The following is a 19,225-nucleotide window of genomic DNA, read 5'->3' as shown; positions in this document are numbered from 1 at the left end:
AAAACCTCCATATCAAGAGTCAGACATGGAGGTGCATACAATAGCCGAAGATTTCAGCCAATTCTATCGCATTACCTCGGCAGGAAATTAAGCGTAAACGCACCTGCTGTCTTCAGTACAAATGTTTTTATTTAAACAACAAAATAGATTATATAAAATATATCTATTATTGTCAATTGGTAAAAAATTACTTAACGGTAACTGATGAAGGATCAACCTTCACGCCAGGTCCCATAGTTGAAGTAACTGTTACGTTCTTCATATAAGTACCTTTTGCAGCTGCAGGTTTAACTTTTAACATTGTTTCGAATACAGTTTTGAAGTTCTCAACAAGTTTTTCGTTTTCGAAAGATGATTTACCGATTGGAACATGGATGTTACCAGCTTTATCAACACGGTACTCAACTTTACCTGCTTTAATTTCATTAATCGCACGAGTTACATCAAATGTAACTGTACCAGTTTTAGGGTTTGGCATTAAACCTTTAGGTCCTAATGTACGACCAAGTTTACCAACTTCACCCATCATGTCAGGAGTTGCTACGATTACATCAAACTCAAACCAACCTTGTTGGATTTTGTTGATGTATTCTGCATCGCCAACATAATCTGCACCAGCAGCTTCTGCTTCTTTCACTTTTTCACCCTTAGCGAATACTAATACGCGTTGAGTCTTACCAGTTCCATTCGGAAGTACTACTGCACCACGGATTTGCTGGTCAGCTTTCTTAGGGTCTACACCTAAACGGAATGCTACTTCAAGAGTTGCATCAAATTTAGCGTAGTTAGTTTGCTTTGCAAGTTCAATTGCTTCAGCAACTGGGTAAGCTTTTGTGTTATCAACAAGCTTAGCAGCTTCTAAATACTTCTTACCTTTTTTAGCCATTTTTATTTCCTCCTAGATTGTGGTTTTAGCGATTTACTCTCCCACGAATAAAGGTTGCGCAAAGTAACGCAACCCCCTTCATTACAAAAACAGTTTACATGGATTAGTCTTCGATAACGATACCCATGCTGCGTGCAGTACCTTCAACCATGCGCATTGCTGCTTCAACGCTTGCTGCGTTTAGGTCAGGCATTTTCTGTTCCGCAATCTCGCGTACTGTATTACGCTTAACTGTTGCTACCTTATTACGGTTAGGCTGGCCTGAACCAGACTGGATTCCAGCTGCTACTTTTAAAAGAACTGCAGCAGGAGGAGTTTTCGTAATAAATGTAAATGAACGGTCTTCAAATACCGTGATTTCAACAGGAATGATTAATCCAGCTTGATCTGCTGTACGAGCGTTAAATTCTTTACAGAATCCCATGATGTTAACACCGGCTTGACCTAATGCAGGTCCAACTGGCGGTGCAGGATTCGCTTTCCCAGCAGGGATTTGTAATTTAACAACTTTAATTACTTTTTTAGCCACGAGACACACCTCCTTAAAGTCCGTGATGTGGTAATAGGGTTTTTGCCCTCCCACTCAGGTATCTGTCTTTATATAAAGATAAAGATCTTATCAAAAGTCTAGTCTCACAAGAGACATACTGACCTATGAAATATTACCACTTTTTAAAAGTGATTTCAAGTTTTTTTCAAATTCCAATTAATATTTCTTAAAATTACAGCTTCTCAATCTGTGTAAATTCTAGTTCTACCGGGGTGTCACGGCCAAACATATTAACAAGAACTTTAAGTTTAGACTTGTCTTTATCCATCTCTTCAACAGTTCCTGTGAAGTTGGTAAATGGACCTTCTTTCACCCGAACAGTTTCACCAATTTCATAGTTAACATCGATGCGTTTTTCATCAACACCCATGCGTTTTAAAATCCCTACAACTTCTTCAGGAAGCAGCGGCGTTGGTTTAGATCCCGCACCAGCAGAACCAACAAATCCTGTTACGCCTGGAGTATTCCGCACTACATACCATGAATCATCTGTCATAACGATTTCAACTAGTACATAACCAGGGAAAACTTTTCGTTTAACTACTTTCTTTTTACCATTTTTAATCTCTGTTTCTTCTTCTTCCGGTACTACTACACGGAAAATTTTATCTGTCATGCCCATTGATTCCACACGTTTTTCTAAGTTTGCTTTTACTTTGTTCTCATAACCTGAGTAAGTATGTAATACATACCAATTTTTTTCCATTCAAGAGGACTAAACGTCCATCCCTCCCTGTACACTATTATAAGAATAGACATTTTGTTTTTAAGACAAATGAAAAAACCCGTTAAACGGGCTTTGCATAAATAGTTCTTTGTATTATTCACCATTATACCATGAAATACCTTTTATTATTCAAGAATAACCCGAATCAATTCCGAAATCCCTAAATCTATTACACCAAAAAATATAGCAAAAAAAGCAACAGTGGATAAAACTGTAATGGTATAGCGTGTTAGTTCTTTGCGTTTTGGCCAGCTGACTTTTCTCATTTCAAGGAAAACATCACTGAAGAATTTCTTTAAGCGCTGCATATCTATAACCCTCCAACTATCGGAATAACATTGCTAGTATAGATGAAAATTATTTTGTTTCTTTGTGGATTGTATGGGAGGCGCATGTTTTGCAATACTTTTTTAATTCCATGCGTTCTGACTGCAGCTGATTTGCATGGGTCGAATAATTACGTGATCCACATTCAGCACATGCCAGAGTAATTTTTTTACTCATTATTAAACACCTTCATCATCCATCTAATATATCTTTAAAAATGTAACATGACCCCTAATTATTGTCAACAACATGTGTGAGCGGATTCATACAATTGTCATCGTTTCAAAAATTAAAGACTAAATTCCCTAATTTCTAAATAACGCTCTAATTTCCTTTTCACGCGCTGAAGGGCATTATCGATGGATTTTACATGACGGTTCAGCTCTTCTGATATTTCTTGGTACGATTGTCCATCGAGATACAGTGCCAAAACCTTCCGTTCTAGGTCGCTTAATAATTCAGTCATTTTTACTTCGATGTGATCAAATTCTTCTTGGTTAATAATCAATTCTTCCGGATCGAGAACCTTTGCACCAGATAGGACGTCCATAAGGGTGCGGTCCGATTCTTCATCATATATAGGCTTGTCCAATGATACATAGGAATTTAGCGGTATATGCTTTTGCCTTGTTGCTGTTTTGATAGCGGTAATGATTTGTCTGGTGATGCACAACTCTGCAAACGCTTTAAAAGATGTGAGTTTGTCCTCACGAAAATCACGGATAGCTTTATATAGCCCAATCATTCCTTCTTGAACTATATCTTCCTTATCTGCTCCGATTAGGAAGTAGGATCTTGCCTTTGCACGTACAAAATTACGATATTTGTGAATTAAATAATCAAGTGCCTCACTATTACCTTGGTGCACTAGATCAACAATTTCCTCGTCTTCCAATGAAAAAAATAGCTCGTTGCCTTTTTCCCCGAAGTCTGTACCCAATTAAGATCCCCCTCCACCGAACAAGCATAGATAGTATTATTATACTGTCGAAAACTTTTGAACGTCAACGCTTACTTTTGTCCTCTGCGCCACTTTTCAAAAATTTCTGCCATTTCGCTGCTAATCGGTATTTTTGAGACTGGTCTTTTTTCTTGAATTTTTTTTACCTTTTTTTCAATTCCTTTTTCAATCGAGGACATCTCTATGAGCAATTCCCGTGCGGACTTTCTCAGAGCACCTTGTCCAAAAATAGCCCATTGTTCTGTATAATCGGAAGTAGCCACATGTATTTGTGTCCTTCGATTGTTTAAGGAAATCGCCAGCTTTTCAATTCGCTCATCTGCTGTCTCGTTTTCTTTTGTAAATATAACCTCTACTTTATGATTCTTATATTTCTTCTCCGTCCCTTGGACATAGTAGGCATCAAAAACAATTATCACACGATAGCCTGAGAAGGCTTGGTATTCTGCCATCCTTTCTACCAGCCGGTCCCGGGCTGCCGGCAAATCATGGTCCCTTAATGCCCTTAATTCCGGCCATGCCCCGATTATGTTATATCCATCGACAAGCAAAATGTCCATTTCTATCCCTCTAGAGGATGCCGCCTGCGGTATACCTCATACATTAATAACGCCGCTGCAACAGATGCATTTAATGATGTTACCTTTCCAGCCATCGGCAGGTTGATAAGGAAGTCACATTTATCTCTAACCAGACGCCCCATCCCTTTTCCTTCGCTTCCAATGACAAGCCCAAGCGGGAGCGTTCCATCAAATTGGCGATAATCTTGCTTTCCACTCGCGTCCGTACCAGCTATCCAAATACCGCGCTCCTTTAATTCATCTATGGTTCTAGCCATATTGGTAACACGTACAACCGGGATATGCTCAATTGCACCTGTTGAAGCCTTAGCAACTGTTGCCGTTAAACCAACAGCTCTTCTTTTTGGAATAATAATTCCATGTGCCCCTACTGCGTCAGCCGTTCTCATGATGGAACCCAAATTATGCGGGTCCTCAATCTCATCTAATAACAAAAAGAAGGGAGGTTCATTTTTCTTTTCTGCAGCTGCAAATAGATCGTCCATTTCCGCGTATTGATACGCAGCTACATAGGCAAGAACTCCTTGATGATTTTCATCAGATATCTGGTCAATTTTTTTCTTTGGGACAAATTGAACAATCACATTGGCCTCTTTTGCTAATTGGATTAACTGCTGCATTTGACCACGCTGTGAGGACTCCGCAATCAAAATCTTGTTAATATCCCTTTCTGATCTAAGTGCCTCCATCACAGGATTTTTTCCAATGATATAATCCTTATTTTCGTTCATTTGCTTGTTCCTCCTTTCTTTCTTCAACAAACTTAAAGGACTTTACAATAAGTTCTTCTAATCGATCTGTTTTCTCTGTTAAATATAAAAAACCCATTAATGCTTCAAATGCGGTGCTATAATGATAGGTTTGGACATCTGTGTTTTTAGGTACAGTGCCAGATTTGGCATTTCGTCCCCTCTTGACTACCGCCAGCTCCTCCTCTGTCAGGAGGTTTTCATCCATCATCCGGAATAGTACCCGACACTGTGCCTTTGCGGAAACATAGGTTGTTCCCTCGCGGTGAAGATGATTCGGCTTTACCTTCCCACTTTGCAGGAGGTGACGTCTGACATATGTCTCATAGACAGCGTCACCCATATAAGCTAAGGCAAGACTATTCAATTGATTGGCATTAACTTTTTCTTGATAATCAAGCATGAATTAGCCTCTTTTCCATCTCGTACCTTGTGGCGTATCCTCTAAAATAATATTCATTTCCTTTAATTGATCTCTTATTTGATCGGATAGCTGAAAATTACGGTCTTTACGTGCCTGAATTCTTTTTTCAATTAACGCATCTATTTCCTCATCTAACAATTCTGTTGTTTCCAGTGTCAGACCTAAAACATTGAATAACTCATTAAATTGTGTGGTGAATTTATCAATGACTTCTACCGCTGTGTTTTTTTCTAGGAGGTAGTAATTTGCCAGCTTCGATAGATCAAACATAACGGAAATTGCTTTTGCTGTGTTGAAATCATCGTCCATCGCTTTTATAAACTCATCCTGTATTGCCTCTATCTTCTCTAGCCATTCCTGATTATTGTTTGTTAAATCAGTACTTGATTCCTTGCGATGCTGTAAATTTTGGTAAGAGGTTGTCAGTCGTTCAAAGGCTGCCTTTGTGCTTTCTAACAATTCTTCGCTGTAATTAATTGGATTGCGGTAATGAACCGATAGCATAAAAAATCGCAAAACCTGCGGATTATGCTTTTTGATAATGTCATGTACTAGAACAAAGTTTCCGAGCGATTTAGACATTTTTTCATTATCAATATTAATATAACCATTATGCATCCAATAACGGGCAAAGGTTTTTCCGGTAAGTGCCTCTGATTGGGCTATTTCATTTTCATGGTGCGGGAACGTTAAATCTTGACCGCCCGCATGAATATCGATTGTTTCCCCTAGGTATTTTTTTGCCATTGCTGAGCATTCAATATGCCAGCCCGGGCGTCCAATACCCCAAGGGCTTTCCCAAAAGATTTCGCCTTCTTTTGCCGCTTTCCATAAGGCAAAGTCCATATCATCTTGTTTCTTCTCACCAACTTCTATTCGGGCGCCAACCTGCAGGTCATCAATGGATTGTTGCGAGAGCTTACCATAATCGTCAAACTTCCTTGTGCGGAAATAAACATCCCCTTCAGATTCATAGGCATAACCCTTTTTAATGAGCTGATCAATAAATTCAATGATAATATCCATGTTTTCCATTACCCGTGGATGAATATCCGCTTTTTTGCAGCCTAAAGCCGTTACATCTTCAAAATAGGCTTGAATGAAACGGTCTGCGATGGCCGGAACATCTTCTCCAAGCTGATTAGCAGCACGGATTAATTTATCGTCTACATCTGTAAAGTTTGATACATATTGTATGTCATATCCTCGGTATTCAAAATAGCGGCGAACCGTATCAAAAACAATAGCCGGACGAGCATTACCGATATGAATATAATTATAGACAGTCGGACCACAAACATACATTTTTACCTTTCCTTCTTCGAGCGGGACAAATACTTCTTTCTTACGGGTTAGAGTATTATACAGTTGTATGGTCATTCACTTTATTCCTTTCTTTCTTCAATTCAATTAACTCATGTCTCAATTCAGTTAGTTCAGCTTGCAAATCTTTAATCCGATCGGCAATAGGATCAGGAAGATTACAATGGTCTAAATCCTTGCCAATTCGTTTGCCGTCCTGTATCACTACCCGTCCTGGAACTCCAACTACTGTTGAGTTCGGCGGTACTTCTTTTAAAACGACCGATCCTGCACCAATCTTAGAATTTTCGCCAATGGTGATCGAACCGAGCACCTTTGCACCTGTTGCAATTAACGCATTATCCTTAATGGTGGGATGACGTTTCCCTTTCTCTTTTCCAGTTCCCCCAAGTGTTACACCCTGAAATACCGTTACATTATCACCAATTTCACATGTTTCTCCAATGACAACTCCCATACCGTGGTCAATAAATAATCTCCTGCCTATTTTTGCACCTGGATGGATTTCAATACCTGTGAAAAAACGACTTATTTGAGAAATGACCCGTGCAAGAAAATAAAACTTTCTCTTGAAGAATGCATGTGCAATTCGATGGGCCCAAATGGCATGTAAGCCTGAATAGGTTAGAATAACTTCCAGGTAACTTCTTGCTGCAGGATCTTGTTCAAAAACAACCGCAATATCCTCCCTCATCCTTTTGAACATTTTCTGATTTCCCCCTTAAATGTAATGAAGCGTCATGTGTTAACTAATCCCCATATCTTTCTGATAAAACAAAAAACGCCTCTGTCATAACGACAGAGACGCGTTCGGCGTGGTTCCACTCTGATTAGACCGATAAGCTTTTGATATAAAGCGTACATTGATCTCACTCAACCTGTTAACGGAAAGGTTCCGCCCATATCTACTCAGATTTTCATCTTTTCAAAATGGGACTCAGAGGTGCATTTTCAAATATGAGAGGCTTAGACCACTTTCAGCCGGTGATGGTCTTCTCTTTAAAGCGTCATACTTTACTTTTCCTCATCTACACTTTTTCATATAGAAAGTTTATTTCTTTTACTATATTACATTTTGGCGCCGATGTTAACCAATAATTTTTTGAATTCTATTTAAAACTTTTACTTTTCCTAAAAGCTCAATCGCTTGAGGTAAATCCGGACCATGGGTTTGACCTGAAACAGCGGCACGAATTGGCATAAATAGATTTTTCCCCTTTTGACCGGTGGATTTTTGAACGGCCTTCATCGCCGCTTTAATTTCGTCAGCCTTAAAGTTTTCCAGCTTCTCAAGCTCCTCAGCAAATGCCTTCAATACTTGCGGAACTGTCTCCCCGGATAATACTTCATTGGCGTCTTCTTCGTATTCAGCTTCATCTTTAAAGAACATATCGGTAAGTTCAACAATCTCTGCACCATAGCTCATTTTTTCCTGTAATAGCGCAACCAAACTTTTCACCCATTGCTGCTCTTCTTCAGTCAAGTTCTCACCTAAACGTCCAGCTTTAACTAGATGCGGCATGGATACTTCCAGAACTCGATCAACCTCAATCTTTTTCATATATTGGTTGTTCATCCATGTAAGTTTATTGGTATCAAATAAGGCCGGTGACTTCGATAAGCGGTTCGCATCGAAAATTTCAATAAATTCCTCTTTAGAGTAAAGTTCCTCTTCACCTGCTGGAGACCACCCTAGTAACGTAATAAAGTTAAACAAAGCCTCTGGGAGATAGCCTAATTCTTCATATTGTTCGATAAATTGAATAATTGATTCATCTCGTTTGCTTAATTTCTTTCTACTTTCGTTCACGATTAGTGTCATGTGACCAAAAATTGGCGGCTCCCAGCCTAATGCTTCATAAACCATTAGCTGCTTTGGAGTGTTGGAAATGTGGTCATCGCCGCGAAGTACATGCGAAATTTTCATTAGATAATCATCAATCGTTACCGCAAAATTATAAGTTGGTGTTCCATCCTTTTTAATGATGACCCAATCGCCCATTCCTTCCGATTCAAAAGAAACAGTTCCTTTTACCATGTCATCAAAGGTGTAGGTTTTTCCTTCCGGTACAACCAGTCTAATGCTTGGCTCGCGTCCTTCGCTTTCTAATTTTGCGCGTTCTTCAGCTGTTAAATGGCGGCACTTCCCTGAATAATGAGGAGTTTCTCCTCTCTCTGTCTGCTCTTCCCGCTCTGCTTCAATTTCCGCCTCGGTACAGTAGCATTTATAGGTATGGCCATTTTCTAATAATTGAGTGTAGTAGGTTTTATAGATATCATTTCTTTCTGACTGACGATAAGGTCCATATTCACCGCCAACATCAACACTTTCATCCCAATCGATGCCTAACCATTTAAGGTATTTTAATTGACTTTCTTCTCCGCCAGCAATATTCCGCTTTTTATCTGTATCCTCAATACGGATAATAAATTTTCCTTGCTTGTTCCGTGCAAACAAATAATTAAATAATGCTGTACGGGCATTTCCAATATGTAAATGTCCAGTTGGACTTGGAGCATACCTTACACGAACTTCTTTTGACATGTTATGTTCCTCCTGCGTTACAAACCGTTTTATTTATCGGATTAATTTTACCATTGTAGATTTCAGCAATAAAGACTATATATTAACCTTTTTTAATAAAACGACAGCTTGTGAGGCAATTCCTTCACCGCGTCCTGTAAAGCCTAACTTTTCTGTTGTTGTGGCCTTTACATTGATTTGTTCAGGAGATGCATTAAGCAATTCAGCAATTCTCTCCTTCATTGACTGTATATACGGTGCCATCTTTGGCTTTTGGGCAATAATGGTACAATCTGCATTAACAAGTTCATATCCTCTATCTTTAACAAGCTGCCATACATGCTCCAATAGCTTAGCAGAATCTGCGTCCTTAAAGTTTGGATCTGTATCCGGAAAATGCCTGCCGATATCCCCTTCACCAATCGCACCGAGACAAGCATCTGAGACGGTATGTAATAGTACATCTGCATCTGAATGGCCTAGCAGTCCTTTTTCATAGGGGATGGTAATGCCGCCTATGATAAGTGGCCGGCCCTCGGTTAATTGGTGTACATCAAAGCCTTGTCCAATACGAAACATTTTTAAAATCTCCCTTGTCTTTTCTGTAGTATTGCTTGGGCAAAAAATAAATCCTCCATGGTGGTGAGCTTGATATTATCATAATCTCCTTCCACCATTGTAACTGGATGAGAAATTCTTTCTACCAAACTGGAATCATCCGTACCAATAAATTGTTCCTTCCCTGCCTGTTCATAGGCCTTATACAAGACGGAAAAACGAAAAGCTTGTGGGGTTTGAACAGCCCACAAGCTGGATCTTTCGACAGTTGCCATTACCACATCATCACGTACTGTTTTCATGGTATCTTTTGCTGGCACTCCAATGATTGCTGCACCTGTTTCTTGTGCTGTATTTAGTAATCGGTGAATATGTTCCTTAAGAATAAAAGGACGAGCGGCATCATGAACAAGAATAATTCCATCGTTCTGCACTGTTTTCAATGCATTATAAATGCTATCCTGACGTTCTTTTCCACCTGGAACTAAATCTAGCACCTTCTTCACCTTATACTTATTTAATAAGGATTGAATTTCCGCAGCATCTAGCGGGTTAACCGCTAAAATAATTCCATTACATAATTCATCTTCATCGAAGACCTTTAAGGTATGGATTAATACAGGTATGTTATTTAGTTCTAACAGAAGCTTGTTTTTCCCTGCCCCCATCCTCTTCCCTTGACCAGCGGCCGGAATAATGACTTGATAAGCCATACTAAAACTCCATTCTATTCTTTCTGTCTATTGGTTAGCCCGCTACAATGCCTTTTCCAATAATTTTGGTTTTGCAAAAATCATTCTTCCAGCTGAGGTTTGAAGAACACTCGTTACAAGTACATCAATTCTTTTTCCGATATATTCTCTTCCCTCTTCAACCACAATCATCGTTCCATCATCAAGATATGCTACACCTTGGTGATATTCTTTACCATCCTTGATTACCTGTACAGATAACTCTTCACCAGGCAGTACTACTGGTTTTACGGCATTGGCTAAATCATTAATATTTAATACAGAAACATTCTGTAATTCACATACTTTATTGAGATTAAAATCATTCGTAACAAGCATTCCATTTGTAATCTTCGCTAGTTTCACAAGCTTGCTGTCTACTTCTTGAATTTCGTCAAAATCGCCTTCATAAATTTCTACTTTGATTGCTAGTTCTTTTTGAATTCGATTAAGTATATCCAAGCCCCGTCTTCCACGGTTCCGCTTTAACACATCAGATGAATCGGCAATATGCTGTAATTCCTCAAGTACAAAGCGGGGAATTACAATTGTGCCTTCTAGAAATCCTGTTTGACAAATATCAGCGACACGGCCGTCAATTATTACACTTGTATCAAGGATCTTTAATGATTGTCCCTCTGATTTTTCAGCGTCCTCTTCTCCGGACTTCTTCTTTCCACGGCTTCCAAAAAGATTTAACAGCTCATCTCTTTTCTTAAATCCAACCTGAAAGCCAAGGTATCCAAATAGTAATGTCAGCAAAATAGGAGCGACAGCATTAAGAATAGGTACTTGAACTGCATTTAGAGCAAAGCCGATTAAAAAAGCCACTAATAAGCCAAAGATTAATCCTAAACTGCCAAAAATCACGTCTGTTACCGGGATTTTCACCAGTGAGTCTTCCGCCCATTTAATAAACTCTAGTACATAATCTACTGCCCAAAAAGTAATAAGATAAAAAATAATTGCACCTATAATAGCCGCTGCATATGAGTTACTGATTATTGGAATGTCGTCAAAATTTATTACTTTTAGCAATTGTGGGATTAACAATATTCCAAGCGTACCTCCGGTTATTAGAAAGCATGCTTGAACAATACGTTTTAACATTCCTTCACCTCCTCTACTCATTATAAACATATTCCCAAAAATGAAACCTTCGTTTAATGTTTATTTTAATCAAAGTGTGAATTTTAAAACATGAAAGTTAACTTTATATATGAAAATATATTTTTCACTTCATAGGGTAGCACTGGAAAAAAACTCTGTCAAATAATCGTAAATTTGCTACTTTATACCAAATGAAAGGTCTATAAATGCCTCTCTGTATATAATCTCTCTTTAATTAATCTTAAGCCTTCCTTGATTTTTTTGGCACGGATTTCACCAATTCCCTCAACATCATCTAGTTCATCAACAGAGGCTGATATAATTTTTGAGAACTCACCAAAGCTAGTAATAATGTTTTCAATAATTACAATTGGAAGACGTGGAATTTTATTTAGAATTCGATATCCCCGAGGATGTTTATTTTCATCAAGTGGAATATATCCTTGATACCCCATTAGTTTCATTATTGCGGTATCATCTAATGCCCCATTACTCGTTAACACCTGCATTCTCTTAAGAACATCCCTCGACTTAATCTCTCTATCAATGGCATAGTCCCTAATAATCAACGCAGTCTCTTCTTCTAAATCTGTCAATATTTCATTCATTTGTAAGCGAATAAGCCTGCCTTCTGTTCCCAATTCGTTTAAGTACGTAATGAGTTCATTTTTAATTTTTAGCACCATTTCAAATCGGTGGAGAACGAGTAAGAAATCGTTATAAGTAACCGATTCTTCGAACTCTAAAATACTTAACCCGGCAATACTTCGCTCAAGGACGACCTTATACTTCTCCAGCATTTGAATCGCTTGATTTGCCTTCGTTAATATGACAGAAATATCTTTAAGGGCATATCGGAAGTTCCCTTGATATAAGGTTATGACATTTCTTCTTTGAGATATAGCAATGACAAGTGCCTTTGTCTGTCTGGCTACTCGTTCAGCTGTACGATGGCGCATGCCTGTTTCCGAGGCAGTTATATCAGAATCAGGAGCAAGCTGGGCATTCGCAATAAGAATGGTATTCCCTAATTCATTTAGGATAATTGCACCATCCATTTTTGCCAACTCATAAAGATAACTAGGTGAAAAAGGACAATTAATTTGAAAACCGCCATCTACGATACTTTTAACTTTATCATTGTAACCAACCACAATAAGCCCGCCAGTATTTGCTCTTAATACATTATCAATACCTTCCCGAATAGGTGTACCTGGGGCAATAAACTGTAAAACTTCACTAACAGTTTGTTCACCCAGCTTTTTATTTTCCATGTTCTACACCCCTAACACTGCTTTTAAAGCTTCTGCTACAGTCGAAACGCCGATTAGCTCTACACCTTTCGGACCTTGCCAGCCGCTCAAATTATTGGCAGGTAAAATAACCCGTTCGAAACCTAACTTTGCAGCTTCCTGAACACGCTGTTCAATTCTGGAGACCCTTCGCACTTCTCCTGTTAACCCAACCTCGCCTATAATACAATCTGTTGCCCTCGTAGGTTTATCACGGAAGCTTGAGGCAATACTTACAACTATCGCTAAATCGATGGCTGGTTCATCTAACTTTACGCCCCCAGCGACCTTTAGATATGCATCTTGATTCTGAAGCAGCATTCCCATCCGCTTCTCTAAAACTGCCATCAATAATGGAACACGGTTATGGTCAATACCTGTTGCCATTCTTCTTGGATTTCCAAAACTTGTCGGAGAAATTAATGCCTGGATTTCGACAAGTACAGGACGTGTCCCTTCCATTGACGCAACCACAGTGGAGCCTGCTGCGCCTTGTGACCTCTCTTCAAGAAAAATTTCTGATGGATTTGCCACCTCATCAAGTCCAAATTCTTTCATCTCAAAAATACCCATTTCATTTGTTGATCCAAAACGGTTCTTCACTGCACGTAAAATTCGATACGTATGGTGCCTTTCCCCTTCAAAGTAGAGAACAGTATCTACCATATGCTCGAGCAGCCTTGGTCCAGCTATAGAGCCTTCTTTTGTTACATGACCAACAATGAAGATCGCAATTCCTTTCGTTTTCCCAATCCTCATTAATTCTGATGTACATTCACGAACTTGCGAAACGCTGCCTGGTGCAGATGTTACTTCCGGATGGAAAACGGTTTGAATGGAATCAATAATGACAAAACTTGGGTTTGTATTTTCAATGGTCCGATTTATTTCGTCTAAATTGGTCTCAGCATAGACGAGGAGATTTTCAGATTTAATTCCTAGTCTTTCAGCTCGAAGCTTCGTCTGCCTCAGCGATTCCTCGCCGGATATGTATAAGACCTGATTCCCTTTATTGGCAAGCTGAGAGGATACCTGTAAAAGGAGAGTCGATTTACCGATACCAGGGTCACCGCCAATTAAAACCAGTGATCCCTTAACCACGCCGCCGCCTAAAACTCGATTAAGCTCATTTAGATCGGTAAGAATTCTCGGTTCTGATAATGATTCAATTGCGGTAATAGGTGTTGGTTTAGCTGCTAGTGTTGAAACACCCTGAGAATGAGCAAAGGCACCCCTTCTATTGCCGCCTGTTACCTCAACTTCCTCCACCATTTTGTTCCATTCTCCGCAGCCAGGGCATTTTCCTAACCATTTAGGAGATTCATACCCACACTCCTGGCACATAAACTTCGTTTTTCGTTTGACCATATCTATCTACTCCTGACTCTAAATAGAAAAAGGGGTACACGGTCGAGACTTATAACGTGTACCCCTTTTAGTTTTACCAAAAATTAACGAATCTGGTTATTTAGTTAGAGTCGTTTTCTCTGCCGTTCTAACTAAGAACTCACCATTATCAACATCAATTATAACATGCTGCCCTGTTAATACTGTACCTTTTAACAGTTCTTCAGAAAGGCGGTCTTCAATATGCTTTTGAATAGCTCTGCGTAATGGTCGGGCACCGTATTCTGGGTCGTAACCCTCGATAGATATTTTATCCTTAGCTGCTTCGGTTAACTCTAATGAAATATGCTGCTCTTTTAATCGTTTTACAAGCTGGTCAGATAATAGAGTAACAATTTCTCCAAGATGCTTTTTCTCTAGAGCATGGAAGACAATAATTTCGTCAATACGGTTTAAGAATTCAGGACGGAAGGCTTTTTTCAATTCTTCCATAACCTTACCCTTCATATCCTTGTAATCTTGTTCTCCATCTTGAATATTAAAACCGACATATTTGTTACGTTTTAGCGCCTCCGCTCCAACGTTAGAAGTCATGATTAGAACAGTATTACGGAAGTCAACCGTTCTTCCTTTAGAATCCGTTAAGCGGCCATCCTCAAGGACTTGCAGCAAGATATTAAACACATCCGGATGTGCCTTTTCGATTTCATCTAGCAGGATAACGGAATATGGTTTTCTTCGTACCTTTTCGGTTAATTGACCGCCTTCTTCATAACCCACATATCCTGGAGGAGATCCAACCAAACGAGAAGTAGAATGCTTCTCCATGTATTCTGACATATCGATTCGAATCATGGCGTCTTCATCACCAAACATTGCTTCAGCAAGTGCCCGCGCCAATTCGGTTTTCCCAACACCTGTAGGACCAAGGAAGACAAACGAGCCAATCGGACGCTTTGGATCCTTTAAGCCTGCTCTCGCACGACGGACAGCTTTTGAAACAGCCTTAACGGCTTCTTCTTGACCAATCACTCGTGAATGTAAGAGTTCCTCTAAATTTAGCAGCTTAGCTGTTTCTGTTTGGGCAAGCTTTGAGACTGGTATTCCCGTCCAGCTTGAAACCACACTTGCAATATCCTCTACAGTAACTTCACTGTTTTCTTTACCTTGCTTTTCTTTCCACGTTTTCTTTGTTTCTTCAAGCTGCTCACGAAGACGCTGCTCTGTATCTCTTAGAGAAGCTGCCTTTTCAAATTCCTGGCTTTGAACAGCTGCGTCTTTCTCTTTGCGAACTTCTTCAAGCTTCACTTCTAATTCTTTTAAATTTGGCGGAGTTGTATAGGAACGTAAGCGAACCTTTGATCCCGCTTCGTCAATTAGGTCAATTGCCTTATCCGGAAGGAACCGGTCAGAAATATAGCGGTCAGATAATTTTACCGCTGCTTCAATTGCTTCATCGGTAATCGAAACACGGTGATGTGCTTCATAACGATCACGAAGACCTTCTAGTATACGAATGGACTCTTCAGCCGTTGGTTCATCCACACGAATCGGCTGGAAGCGACGTTCTAATGCGGCATCCTTTTCAATATATTTGCGGTATTCGTCCAATGTCGTTGCACCGATACACTGGAGCTCTCCACGTGCTAGAGAAGGCTTTAGGATGTTAGAAGCGTCAATCGCTCCTTCTGCTCCCCCTGCACCAATTAACGTGTGTAATTCATCAATAAAGAGAATGATGTTACCTGCCTGTCGGATTTCATCCATTACCTTTTTCAAACGGTCCTCGAATTCACCGCGATATTTGGTACCCGCTACTACTGTACCCATATCCAGTGTCATAACCCGCTTATCACGAAGAATTTCTGGTACTTCATTATTTACAATTTGCTGTGCGAGGCCTTCAGCGATAGCAGTTTTACCTACGCCTGGTTCGCCAATTAACACAGGGTTATTTTTTGTACGGCGGCTTAATACTTCAATTACCCGCTGGATCTCCTTGCTTCTTCCGATAACAGGATCTAAACTTCCTTCTCTAGCAATCGCTGTTAAATCTCTAGCAAGGCTGTCAAGGGTTGGAGTATTGGCACTTACCGATGCTCCTCCCTGATGACCGCCTGATTCATTGCTTCCTAGTAATTGTAATACCTGTTGACGTGCTTTATTTAGGCTTACTCCAAGATTATTAAGAACTCTTGCAGCAACGCCTTCTCCTTCTCGGATTAAACCGAGCAGGATATGCTCTGTTCCAACATAGGAATGTCCTAATTTTCGGGCTTCATCCATAGATAATTCGATTACCTTTTTTGCCCTTGGTGTGTAGTGAATCGTTTGGGATGCTTCCTGGCCTTTCCCGATCAACGATTCTACCTCTTTTTGAATTTTTTCTGAACCCAATCCAAGCCCATAAAGTGCTTTGGCAGCAATGCCTTCTCCTTCACGGACTAAGCCTAATAAAATATGCTCAGTTCCAATATTGTTGTGTCCAAGTCTAATGGCTTCCTCTTGTGCTAAAGCTAAAACCTTTTGAGCTCTCTCAGTAAAACGGCCAAACATCATATTCCATTCCTCCTCACCTTTTATCTTGCTCCATTTTTAGTCGTTCTCGAATTAATGCTGCTCGTCGTATATCTCTTTCATTTGCTCTTAAATGCCCGCCTGCATACTGCTGCAAGAAACCAGGCTGAGTTAAAATCATTAATTCATTTAATATATTCTTAGGTAAATGATCAATGTATCCCATATCAATTCCTAGACGGACATCAGAAAGGCATTTTGCCGCCTCTTTTGTTTCAATGATCCTGCAGTTGGATAACACGCCATAAGAACGAAACACTCTGTCTTCTAATTGTATGTTTGAAGTTTTGCGTAATGCTTCACGAGCGGACCTTTCTTGTGAAATTAACTGACTCACAACACCTTTCAGGTCACGGCAAATGTCTTCTTCAGATTTTCCTAAAGTAATTTGATTGGAAATTTGAAATATATTTCCGAGCGCTTCACTCCCCTCACCATAGATACCTCTTACAACTAAACCCAGCTGATTAATAGCTGGAATAATACGATTGATTTGCTGTGTTAACATCAATCCCGGTAAGTGCATCATGACTGAAGCACGAAGTCCTGTTCCAACGTTTGTAGGGCAGCTTGTAAGATAGCCATGCTTCTCATCGAACCCAAAGTGAATGTGGCTTTCCAGCCAATCATCTACTTCATTAGCAGCCTCCAATGCCTCCGTTAGCTGCAGCCCAGGAAACAAACACTGAATGCGAATGTGATCCTCTTCATTAATCATAATACTAACTTCTTCATTTTCGGTTAATAGAACCGCCCCATAAGGTGAGTCTTCTGCTAAATTAGGACTAATCAGATGCTTTTCTACCAAAACCCTTTTTTGAAGCGGCTGTATGTCATCGATTTTCAGTAGTTCCATTTGCCCAAATTTTGTAAAATTAGATTCACGCAGGATTTCTTCCATTTTTAAAATAATCGATTGTGCTTCTTCATGTGAAAAAAGTGTTGGAAATTTAAAGTTCTCAAAGTTTCGGGCTAAACGGATTCGGGAACTAAGGACGATATCTGAGTCAGGTCCCTCCTCGCTCATCCACGAGCTGACTGCTTGATTGATAAAACGTTCAAGCGACACGTTATTCCCCTCCCTTACTACTGCCAGGTAATTCTTTTTCGAGTGTACGTATTTCATCTCGAATCTTAGCAGCTTTTTCGAATTCCTCTTGTTGAATTAGCTCTTTTAGTTCATTTTTAAGATTTTCAACTTGCTTTTTGAGGTGAATTCCTCCACCAATTCTTTTTGGTATTTTTCCGCTATGGGACCAATTTCCACTGTGGAGTCTCCTTAAGACGGGTGGAAGCTGCTCCTTAAATGTTTCATAGCATAGGGCACAGCCGAAACGTCCCACTTTAATAAATTGTGGAAATGTCATGGAACATCTATTACATTGAAGTACTTCTTCTTGATGAAACGTATTTTGATTTTGTTTTTGAACAGTAGGATCAATATTTAATAGACCCGCTAATAGGTTATTAAAAGTAAAGCCTGATCCTCCAGTAAACATAAACATCTCGCCCTTTTCTTGGGCACATTTTTCACAAAGGTTTACCTCGGTTTTTTCACCGTTGATGATTTTTGTAAAATGCAGTGCAGCAGGCCTTTGATTACATTCCTGGCAAATCATTTTTATTTCACCTCTCTAGCTGGCATAGATTATTTATATTTCAATGATGTTAACATCGCTTTCAACATTCTTGCACGTAATTCGTCTCGGAATGGAAGATCAATATAAAGGACTGAACGGTCAATAACACTTAACATTATTTTTGCCTCTCGTTTTGTAATTATCTCCTCATGGACCAGTCTGTAAATTACATCCTCTGCGGTAGCCTGTGCGATACGATTTTCAATAAGTGACAGCAAATGGTCAATTAAGTCGGCTAAATCATGGGACTGAACTTTCATGATTCGGATATACCCGCCTCCCCCGCGTTTACTTTCTACGATATACCCTCGTTCAATGGTAAAGCGCGTATTAATGACATAATTGATTTGTGATGGTACACATTGAAATTTATCCGCTATCTCACTTCTCTTAATCTCAACGTGCTCCTGGTCACTCATTTCTAATACTTGTTTTAAATACTTTTCAATAATATCGGAGATGTTTCTCATCTTCCCACCTCCTTCTTCTGACTTTGACTATATTTGACATTAATTATACTGAAAATTTTATGTAGTTGCAAACAACATGCTACTAATGATTTTCTCCATATTTCGCAGGTGTGAAACCTGTAATGGTTTATTAATTTGTTTTTAGGAAATTGGTAATGGTTTAGGTGGTGGGGAGGAAAATGGCGTGAGGTAATTGATGTGTTTTTTAGGAGTAAGTGATAGGTTTCATCTATCGTTACCGTTTTCTATAAAAATGATGCCGCGCGGGCACGATTCTCCCACAATTATTTTTCTTCACCCTATTGTCCTTCTGGACAATACAAAAAAGCACAACCCTTATCAGGTTGTGCTTGATTTGCCTGGCAACGTCCTACTCTCACAGGGACAAAGTCCCAACTACCATCGGCGCTGAGAAGCTTAACTTCCGTGTTCGGTATGGGAACGGGTG

The 19,225-nt window shown here is 39.6% G+C and carries 21 protein-coding genes, 1 rRNA gene and 2 other annotated features (1 of these 24 cut by a window edge); all 22 genes read right to left on the bottom strand.

From position 1 onward, the window contains the following. Positions 1-134: a sequence feature (ribosomal protein L10 leader region), on the bottom strand; it reaches 11 nt to the left of the window's first position. 53 nt (positions 135-187) lie between these two features. Next, on the bottom strand, positions 188-886 hold the full coding sequence (gene rplA, locus ACIQAA_RS29935) for a 50S ribosomal protein L1 (protein ID WP_307193067.1): 699 nt from the start codon (positions 884-886) through the stop codon (positions 188-190). A gap of 103 nt (positions 887-989) precedes the next feature. Then, positions 990-1,415, bottom strand: a complete 426-nt coding sequence (gene rplK / locus ACIQAA_RS29930; RefSeq protein ID WP_192654866.1) for a 50S ribosomal protein L11 — start codon at positions 1,413-1,415, stop codon at positions 990-992. A gap of 193 nt (positions 1,416-1,608) precedes the next feature. Further along, positions 1,609-2,142 carry a transcription termination/antitermination protein NusG gene (gene nusG, locus ACIQAA_RS29925; RefSeq protein ID WP_402626908.1) on the bottom strand — a complete coding sequence of 178 codons (534 nt, stop codon included), beginning with the start codon at positions 2,140-2,142 and terminating at the stop codon, positions 1,609-1,611. Positions 2,143-2,288: 146 nt separating this feature from the next. Then, entirely contained in the window at positions 2,289-2,471 is a 183-nt protein-coding gene (secE, locus tag ACIQAA_RS29920) for a preprotein translocase subunit SecE (protein ID WP_402626905.1), read from the bottom strand. Between the two features lie 49 nt (positions 2,472-2,520). After that, the gene (gene rpmG, locus ACIQAA_RS29915; RefSeq protein WP_402626902.1) at positions 2,521-2,667 is read right to left on the bottom strand and encodes a 50S ribosomal protein L33; all 147 of its coding nucleotides are present in this window, start codon (positions 2,665-2,667) and stop codon (positions 2,521-2,523) included. Positions 2,668-2,779: 112 nt separating this feature from the next. Continuing rightward, a complete protein-coding gene (sigH, locus tag ACIQAA_RS29910; RefSeq protein WP_402626899.1) occupies positions 2,780-3,430 on the bottom strand; it encodes an RNA polymerase sporulation sigma factor SigH in 651 nt (216 codons plus the stop codon). A gap of 71 nt (positions 3,431-3,501) precedes the next feature. After that, entirely contained in the window at positions 3,502-4,011 is a 510-nt protein-coding gene (locus ACIQAA_RS29905; protein ID WP_402626897.1) for an NYN domain-containing protein, read from the bottom strand. A 2-nt stretch (positions 4,012-4,013) separates the two neighbouring features. Further along, a complete protein-coding gene (rlmB, locus tag ACIQAA_RS29900) occupies positions 4,014-4,763 on the bottom strand; it encodes a 23S rRNA (guanosine(2251)-2'-O)-methyltransferase RlmB (RefSeq protein ID WP_402626895.1) in 750 nt (249 codons plus the stop codon). Then, positions 4,750-5,184, bottom strand: coding sequence for a Mini-ribonuclease 3 (locus ACIQAA_RS29895; protein WP_402626892.1), 435 nt, complete (start codon positions 5,182-5,184; stop codon positions 4,750-4,752). Before ACIQAA_RS29895 ends, rlmB begins: the two co-directional genes overlap by 14 nt. A gap of 3 nt (positions 5,185-5,187) precedes the next feature. Then, positions 5,188-6,585, bottom strand: a complete 1,398-nt coding sequence (cysS, locus tag ACIQAA_RS29890) for a cysteine--tRNA ligase (RefSeq protein WP_402626889.1) — start codon at positions 6,583-6,585, stop codon at positions 5,188-5,190. Next, positions 6,566-7,234, bottom strand: coding sequence for a serine O-acetyltransferase (cysE, locus tag ACIQAA_RS29885; RefSeq protein WP_402626886.1), 669 nt, complete (start codon positions 7,232-7,234; stop codon positions 6,566-6,568). The genes cysS and cysE overlap by 20 nt, the downstream gene beginning before the upstream one ends. A gap of 91 nt (positions 7,235-7,325) precedes the next feature. Then, positions 7,326-7,568: a binding site (T-box leader), on the bottom strand. A gap of 47 nt (positions 7,569-7,615) precedes the next feature. Then, positions 7,616-9,073, bottom strand: a complete 1,458-nt coding sequence (gene gltX / locus ACIQAA_RS29880) for a glutamate--tRNA ligase (protein ID WP_402626883.1) — start codon at positions 9,071-9,073, stop codon at positions 7,616-7,618. A gap of 75 nt (positions 9,074-9,148) precedes the next feature. Then, complete coding sequence (gene ispF, locus ACIQAA_RS29875; RefSeq protein ID WP_402626880.1) at positions 9,149-9,631, bottom strand: 2-C-methyl-D-erythritol 2,4-cyclodiphosphate synthase; 483 nt, start codon at positions 9,629-9,631, stop codon at positions 9,149-9,151. A gap of 2 nt (positions 9,632-9,633) precedes the next feature. Continuing rightward, positions 9,634-10,323, bottom strand: a complete 690-nt coding sequence (gene ispD / locus ACIQAA_RS29870) for a 2-C-methyl-D-erythritol 4-phosphate cytidylyltransferase (RefSeq protein WP_402626878.1) — start codon at positions 10,321-10,323, stop codon at positions 9,634-9,636. A gap of 42 nt (positions 10,324-10,365) precedes the next feature. Beyond that, positions 10,366-11,451, bottom strand: coding sequence for a PIN/TRAM domain-containing protein (locus ACIQAA_RS29865; protein WP_307193078.1), 1,086 nt, complete (start codon positions 11,449-11,451; stop codon positions 10,366-10,368). Positions 11,452-11,651: 200 nt separating this feature from the next. Further along, positions 11,652-12,725: a DNA integrity scanning diadenylate cyclase DisA gene (gene disA, locus ACIQAA_RS29860; RefSeq protein ID WP_402626875.1), complete on the bottom strand. Its 1,074-nt coding sequence runs from the start codon at positions 12,723-12,725 to the stop codon at positions 11,652-11,654. Between the two features lie 3 nt (positions 12,726-12,728). Beyond that, entirely contained in the window at positions 12,729-14,111 is a 1,383-nt protein-coding gene (gene radA, locus ACIQAA_RS29855) for a DNA repair protein RadA (RefSeq protein ID WP_402626873.1), read from the bottom strand. Between the two features lie 96 nt (positions 14,112-14,207). Next, on the bottom strand, positions 14,208-16,649 hold the full coding sequence (gene clpC, locus ACIQAA_RS29850) for an ATP-dependent protease ATP-binding subunit ClpC (protein ID WP_402626870.1): 2,442 nt from the start codon (positions 16,647-16,649) through the stop codon (positions 14,208-14,210). Between the two features lie 13 nt (positions 16,650-16,662). Next, on the bottom strand, positions 16,663-17,736 hold the full coding sequence (gene mcsB / locus ACIQAA_RS29845) for a protein-arginine kinase McsB (protein ID WP_402626867.1): 1,074 nt from the start codon (positions 17,734-17,736) through the stop codon (positions 16,663-16,665). A 1-nt stretch (position 17,737) separates the two neighbouring features. Then, positions 17,738-18,286 (bottom strand): protein-arginine kinase activator protein McsA, encoded by a 549-nt coding sequence (gene mcsA / locus ACIQAA_RS29840; protein WP_402626865.1) that lies wholly within the window; start codon positions 18,284-18,286, stop codon positions 17,738-17,740. A gap of 29 nt (positions 18,287-18,315) precedes the next feature. Continuing rightward, complete coding sequence (locus ACIQAA_RS29835; protein ID WP_402626863.1) at positions 18,316-18,777, bottom strand: CtsR family transcriptional regulator; 462 nt, start codon at positions 18,775-18,777, stop codon at positions 18,316-18,318. Positions 18,778-19,134: 357 nt separating this feature from the next. After that, positions 19,135-19,225, bottom strand: a 5S ribosomal RNA gene (gene rrf, locus ACIQAA_RS29830); the annotation flags it as partial.

The organism is Neobacillus sp. NPDC093182 (assembly GCF_044754045.1).
This window is presented reverse-complemented; position numbering and strand designations above follow the sequence as displayed.

Excerpts from the sequence above, each read along its gene's own strand:
- ACIQAA_RS29865 (WP_307193078.1), bottom strand. The coding sequence starts at position 11,451 with ATGTTAAAACGTATTGTTCAAGCATGCTTTCTAATAACCGGAGGTACG.
- secE (WP_402626905.1), bottom strand. The coding sequence starts at position 2,471 with ATGCAGCGCTTAAAGAAATTCTTCAGTGATGTTTTCCTTGAAATGAGA.
- cysE (WP_402626886.1), bottom strand. The coding sequence starts at position 7,234 with ATGTTCAAAAGGATGAGGGAGGATATTGCGGTTGTTTTTGAACAAGAT.
- ispF (WP_402626880.1), bottom strand. The coding sequence starts at position 9,631 with ATGTTTCGTATTGGACAAGGCTTTGATGTACACCAATTAACCGAGGGC.
- ACIQAA_RS29895 (WP_402626892.1), bottom strand. The coding sequence starts at position 5,184 with ATGCTTGATTATCAAGAAAAAGTTAATGCCAATCAATTGAATAGTCTT.
- rpmG (WP_402626902.1), bottom strand. The coding sequence starts at position 2,667 with ATGAGTAAAAAAATTACTCTGGCATGTGCTGAATGTGGATCACGTAAT.
- ACIQAA_RS29905 (WP_402626897.1), bottom strand. The coding sequence starts at position 4,011 with ATGGACATTTTGCTTGTCGATGGATATAACATAATCGGGGCATGGCCG.
- rplA (WP_307193067.1), bottom strand. The coding sequence starts at position 886 with ATGGCTAAAAAAGGTAAGAAGTATTTAGAAGCTGCTAAGCTTGTTGAT.
- radA (WP_402626873.1), bottom strand. The coding sequence starts at position 14,111 with ATGGTCAAACGAAAAACGAAGTTTATGTGCCAGGAGTGTGGGTATGAA.
- gltX (WP_402626883.1), bottom strand. The coding sequence starts at position 9,073 with ATGTCAAAAGAAGTTCGTGTAAGGTATGCTCCAAGTCCAACTGGACAT.
- rlmB (WP_402626895.1), bottom strand. The coding sequence starts at position 4,763 with ATGAACGAAAATAAGGATTATATCATTGGAAAAAATCCTGTGATGGAG.
- mcsA (WP_402626865.1), bottom strand. The coding sequence starts at position 18,286 with ATGATTTGCCAGGAATGTAATCAAAGGCCTGCTGCACTGCATTTTACA.
- disA (WP_402626875.1), bottom strand. The coding sequence starts at position 12,725 with ATGGAAAATAAAAAGCTGGGTGAACAAACTGTTAGTGAAGTTTTACAG.
- ACIQAA_RS29835 (WP_402626863.1), bottom strand. The coding sequence starts at position 18,777 with ATGAGAAACATCTCCGATATTATTGAAAAGTATTTAAAACAAGTATTA.
- clpC (WP_402626870.1), bottom strand. The coding sequence starts at position 16,649 with ATGATGTTTGGCCGTTTTACTGAGAGAGCTCAAAAGGTTTTAGCTTTA.
- nusG (WP_402626908.1), bottom strand. The coding sequence starts at position 2,142 with ATGGAAAAAAATTGGTATGTATTACATACTTACTCAGGTTATGAGAAC.
- ispD (WP_402626878.1), bottom strand. The coding sequence starts at position 10,323 with ATGGCTTATCAAGTCATTATTCCGGCCGCTGGTCAAGGGAAGAGGATG.
- cysS (WP_402626889.1), bottom strand. The coding sequence starts at position 6,585 with ATGACCATACAACTGTATAATACTCTAACCCGTAAGAAAGAAGTATTT.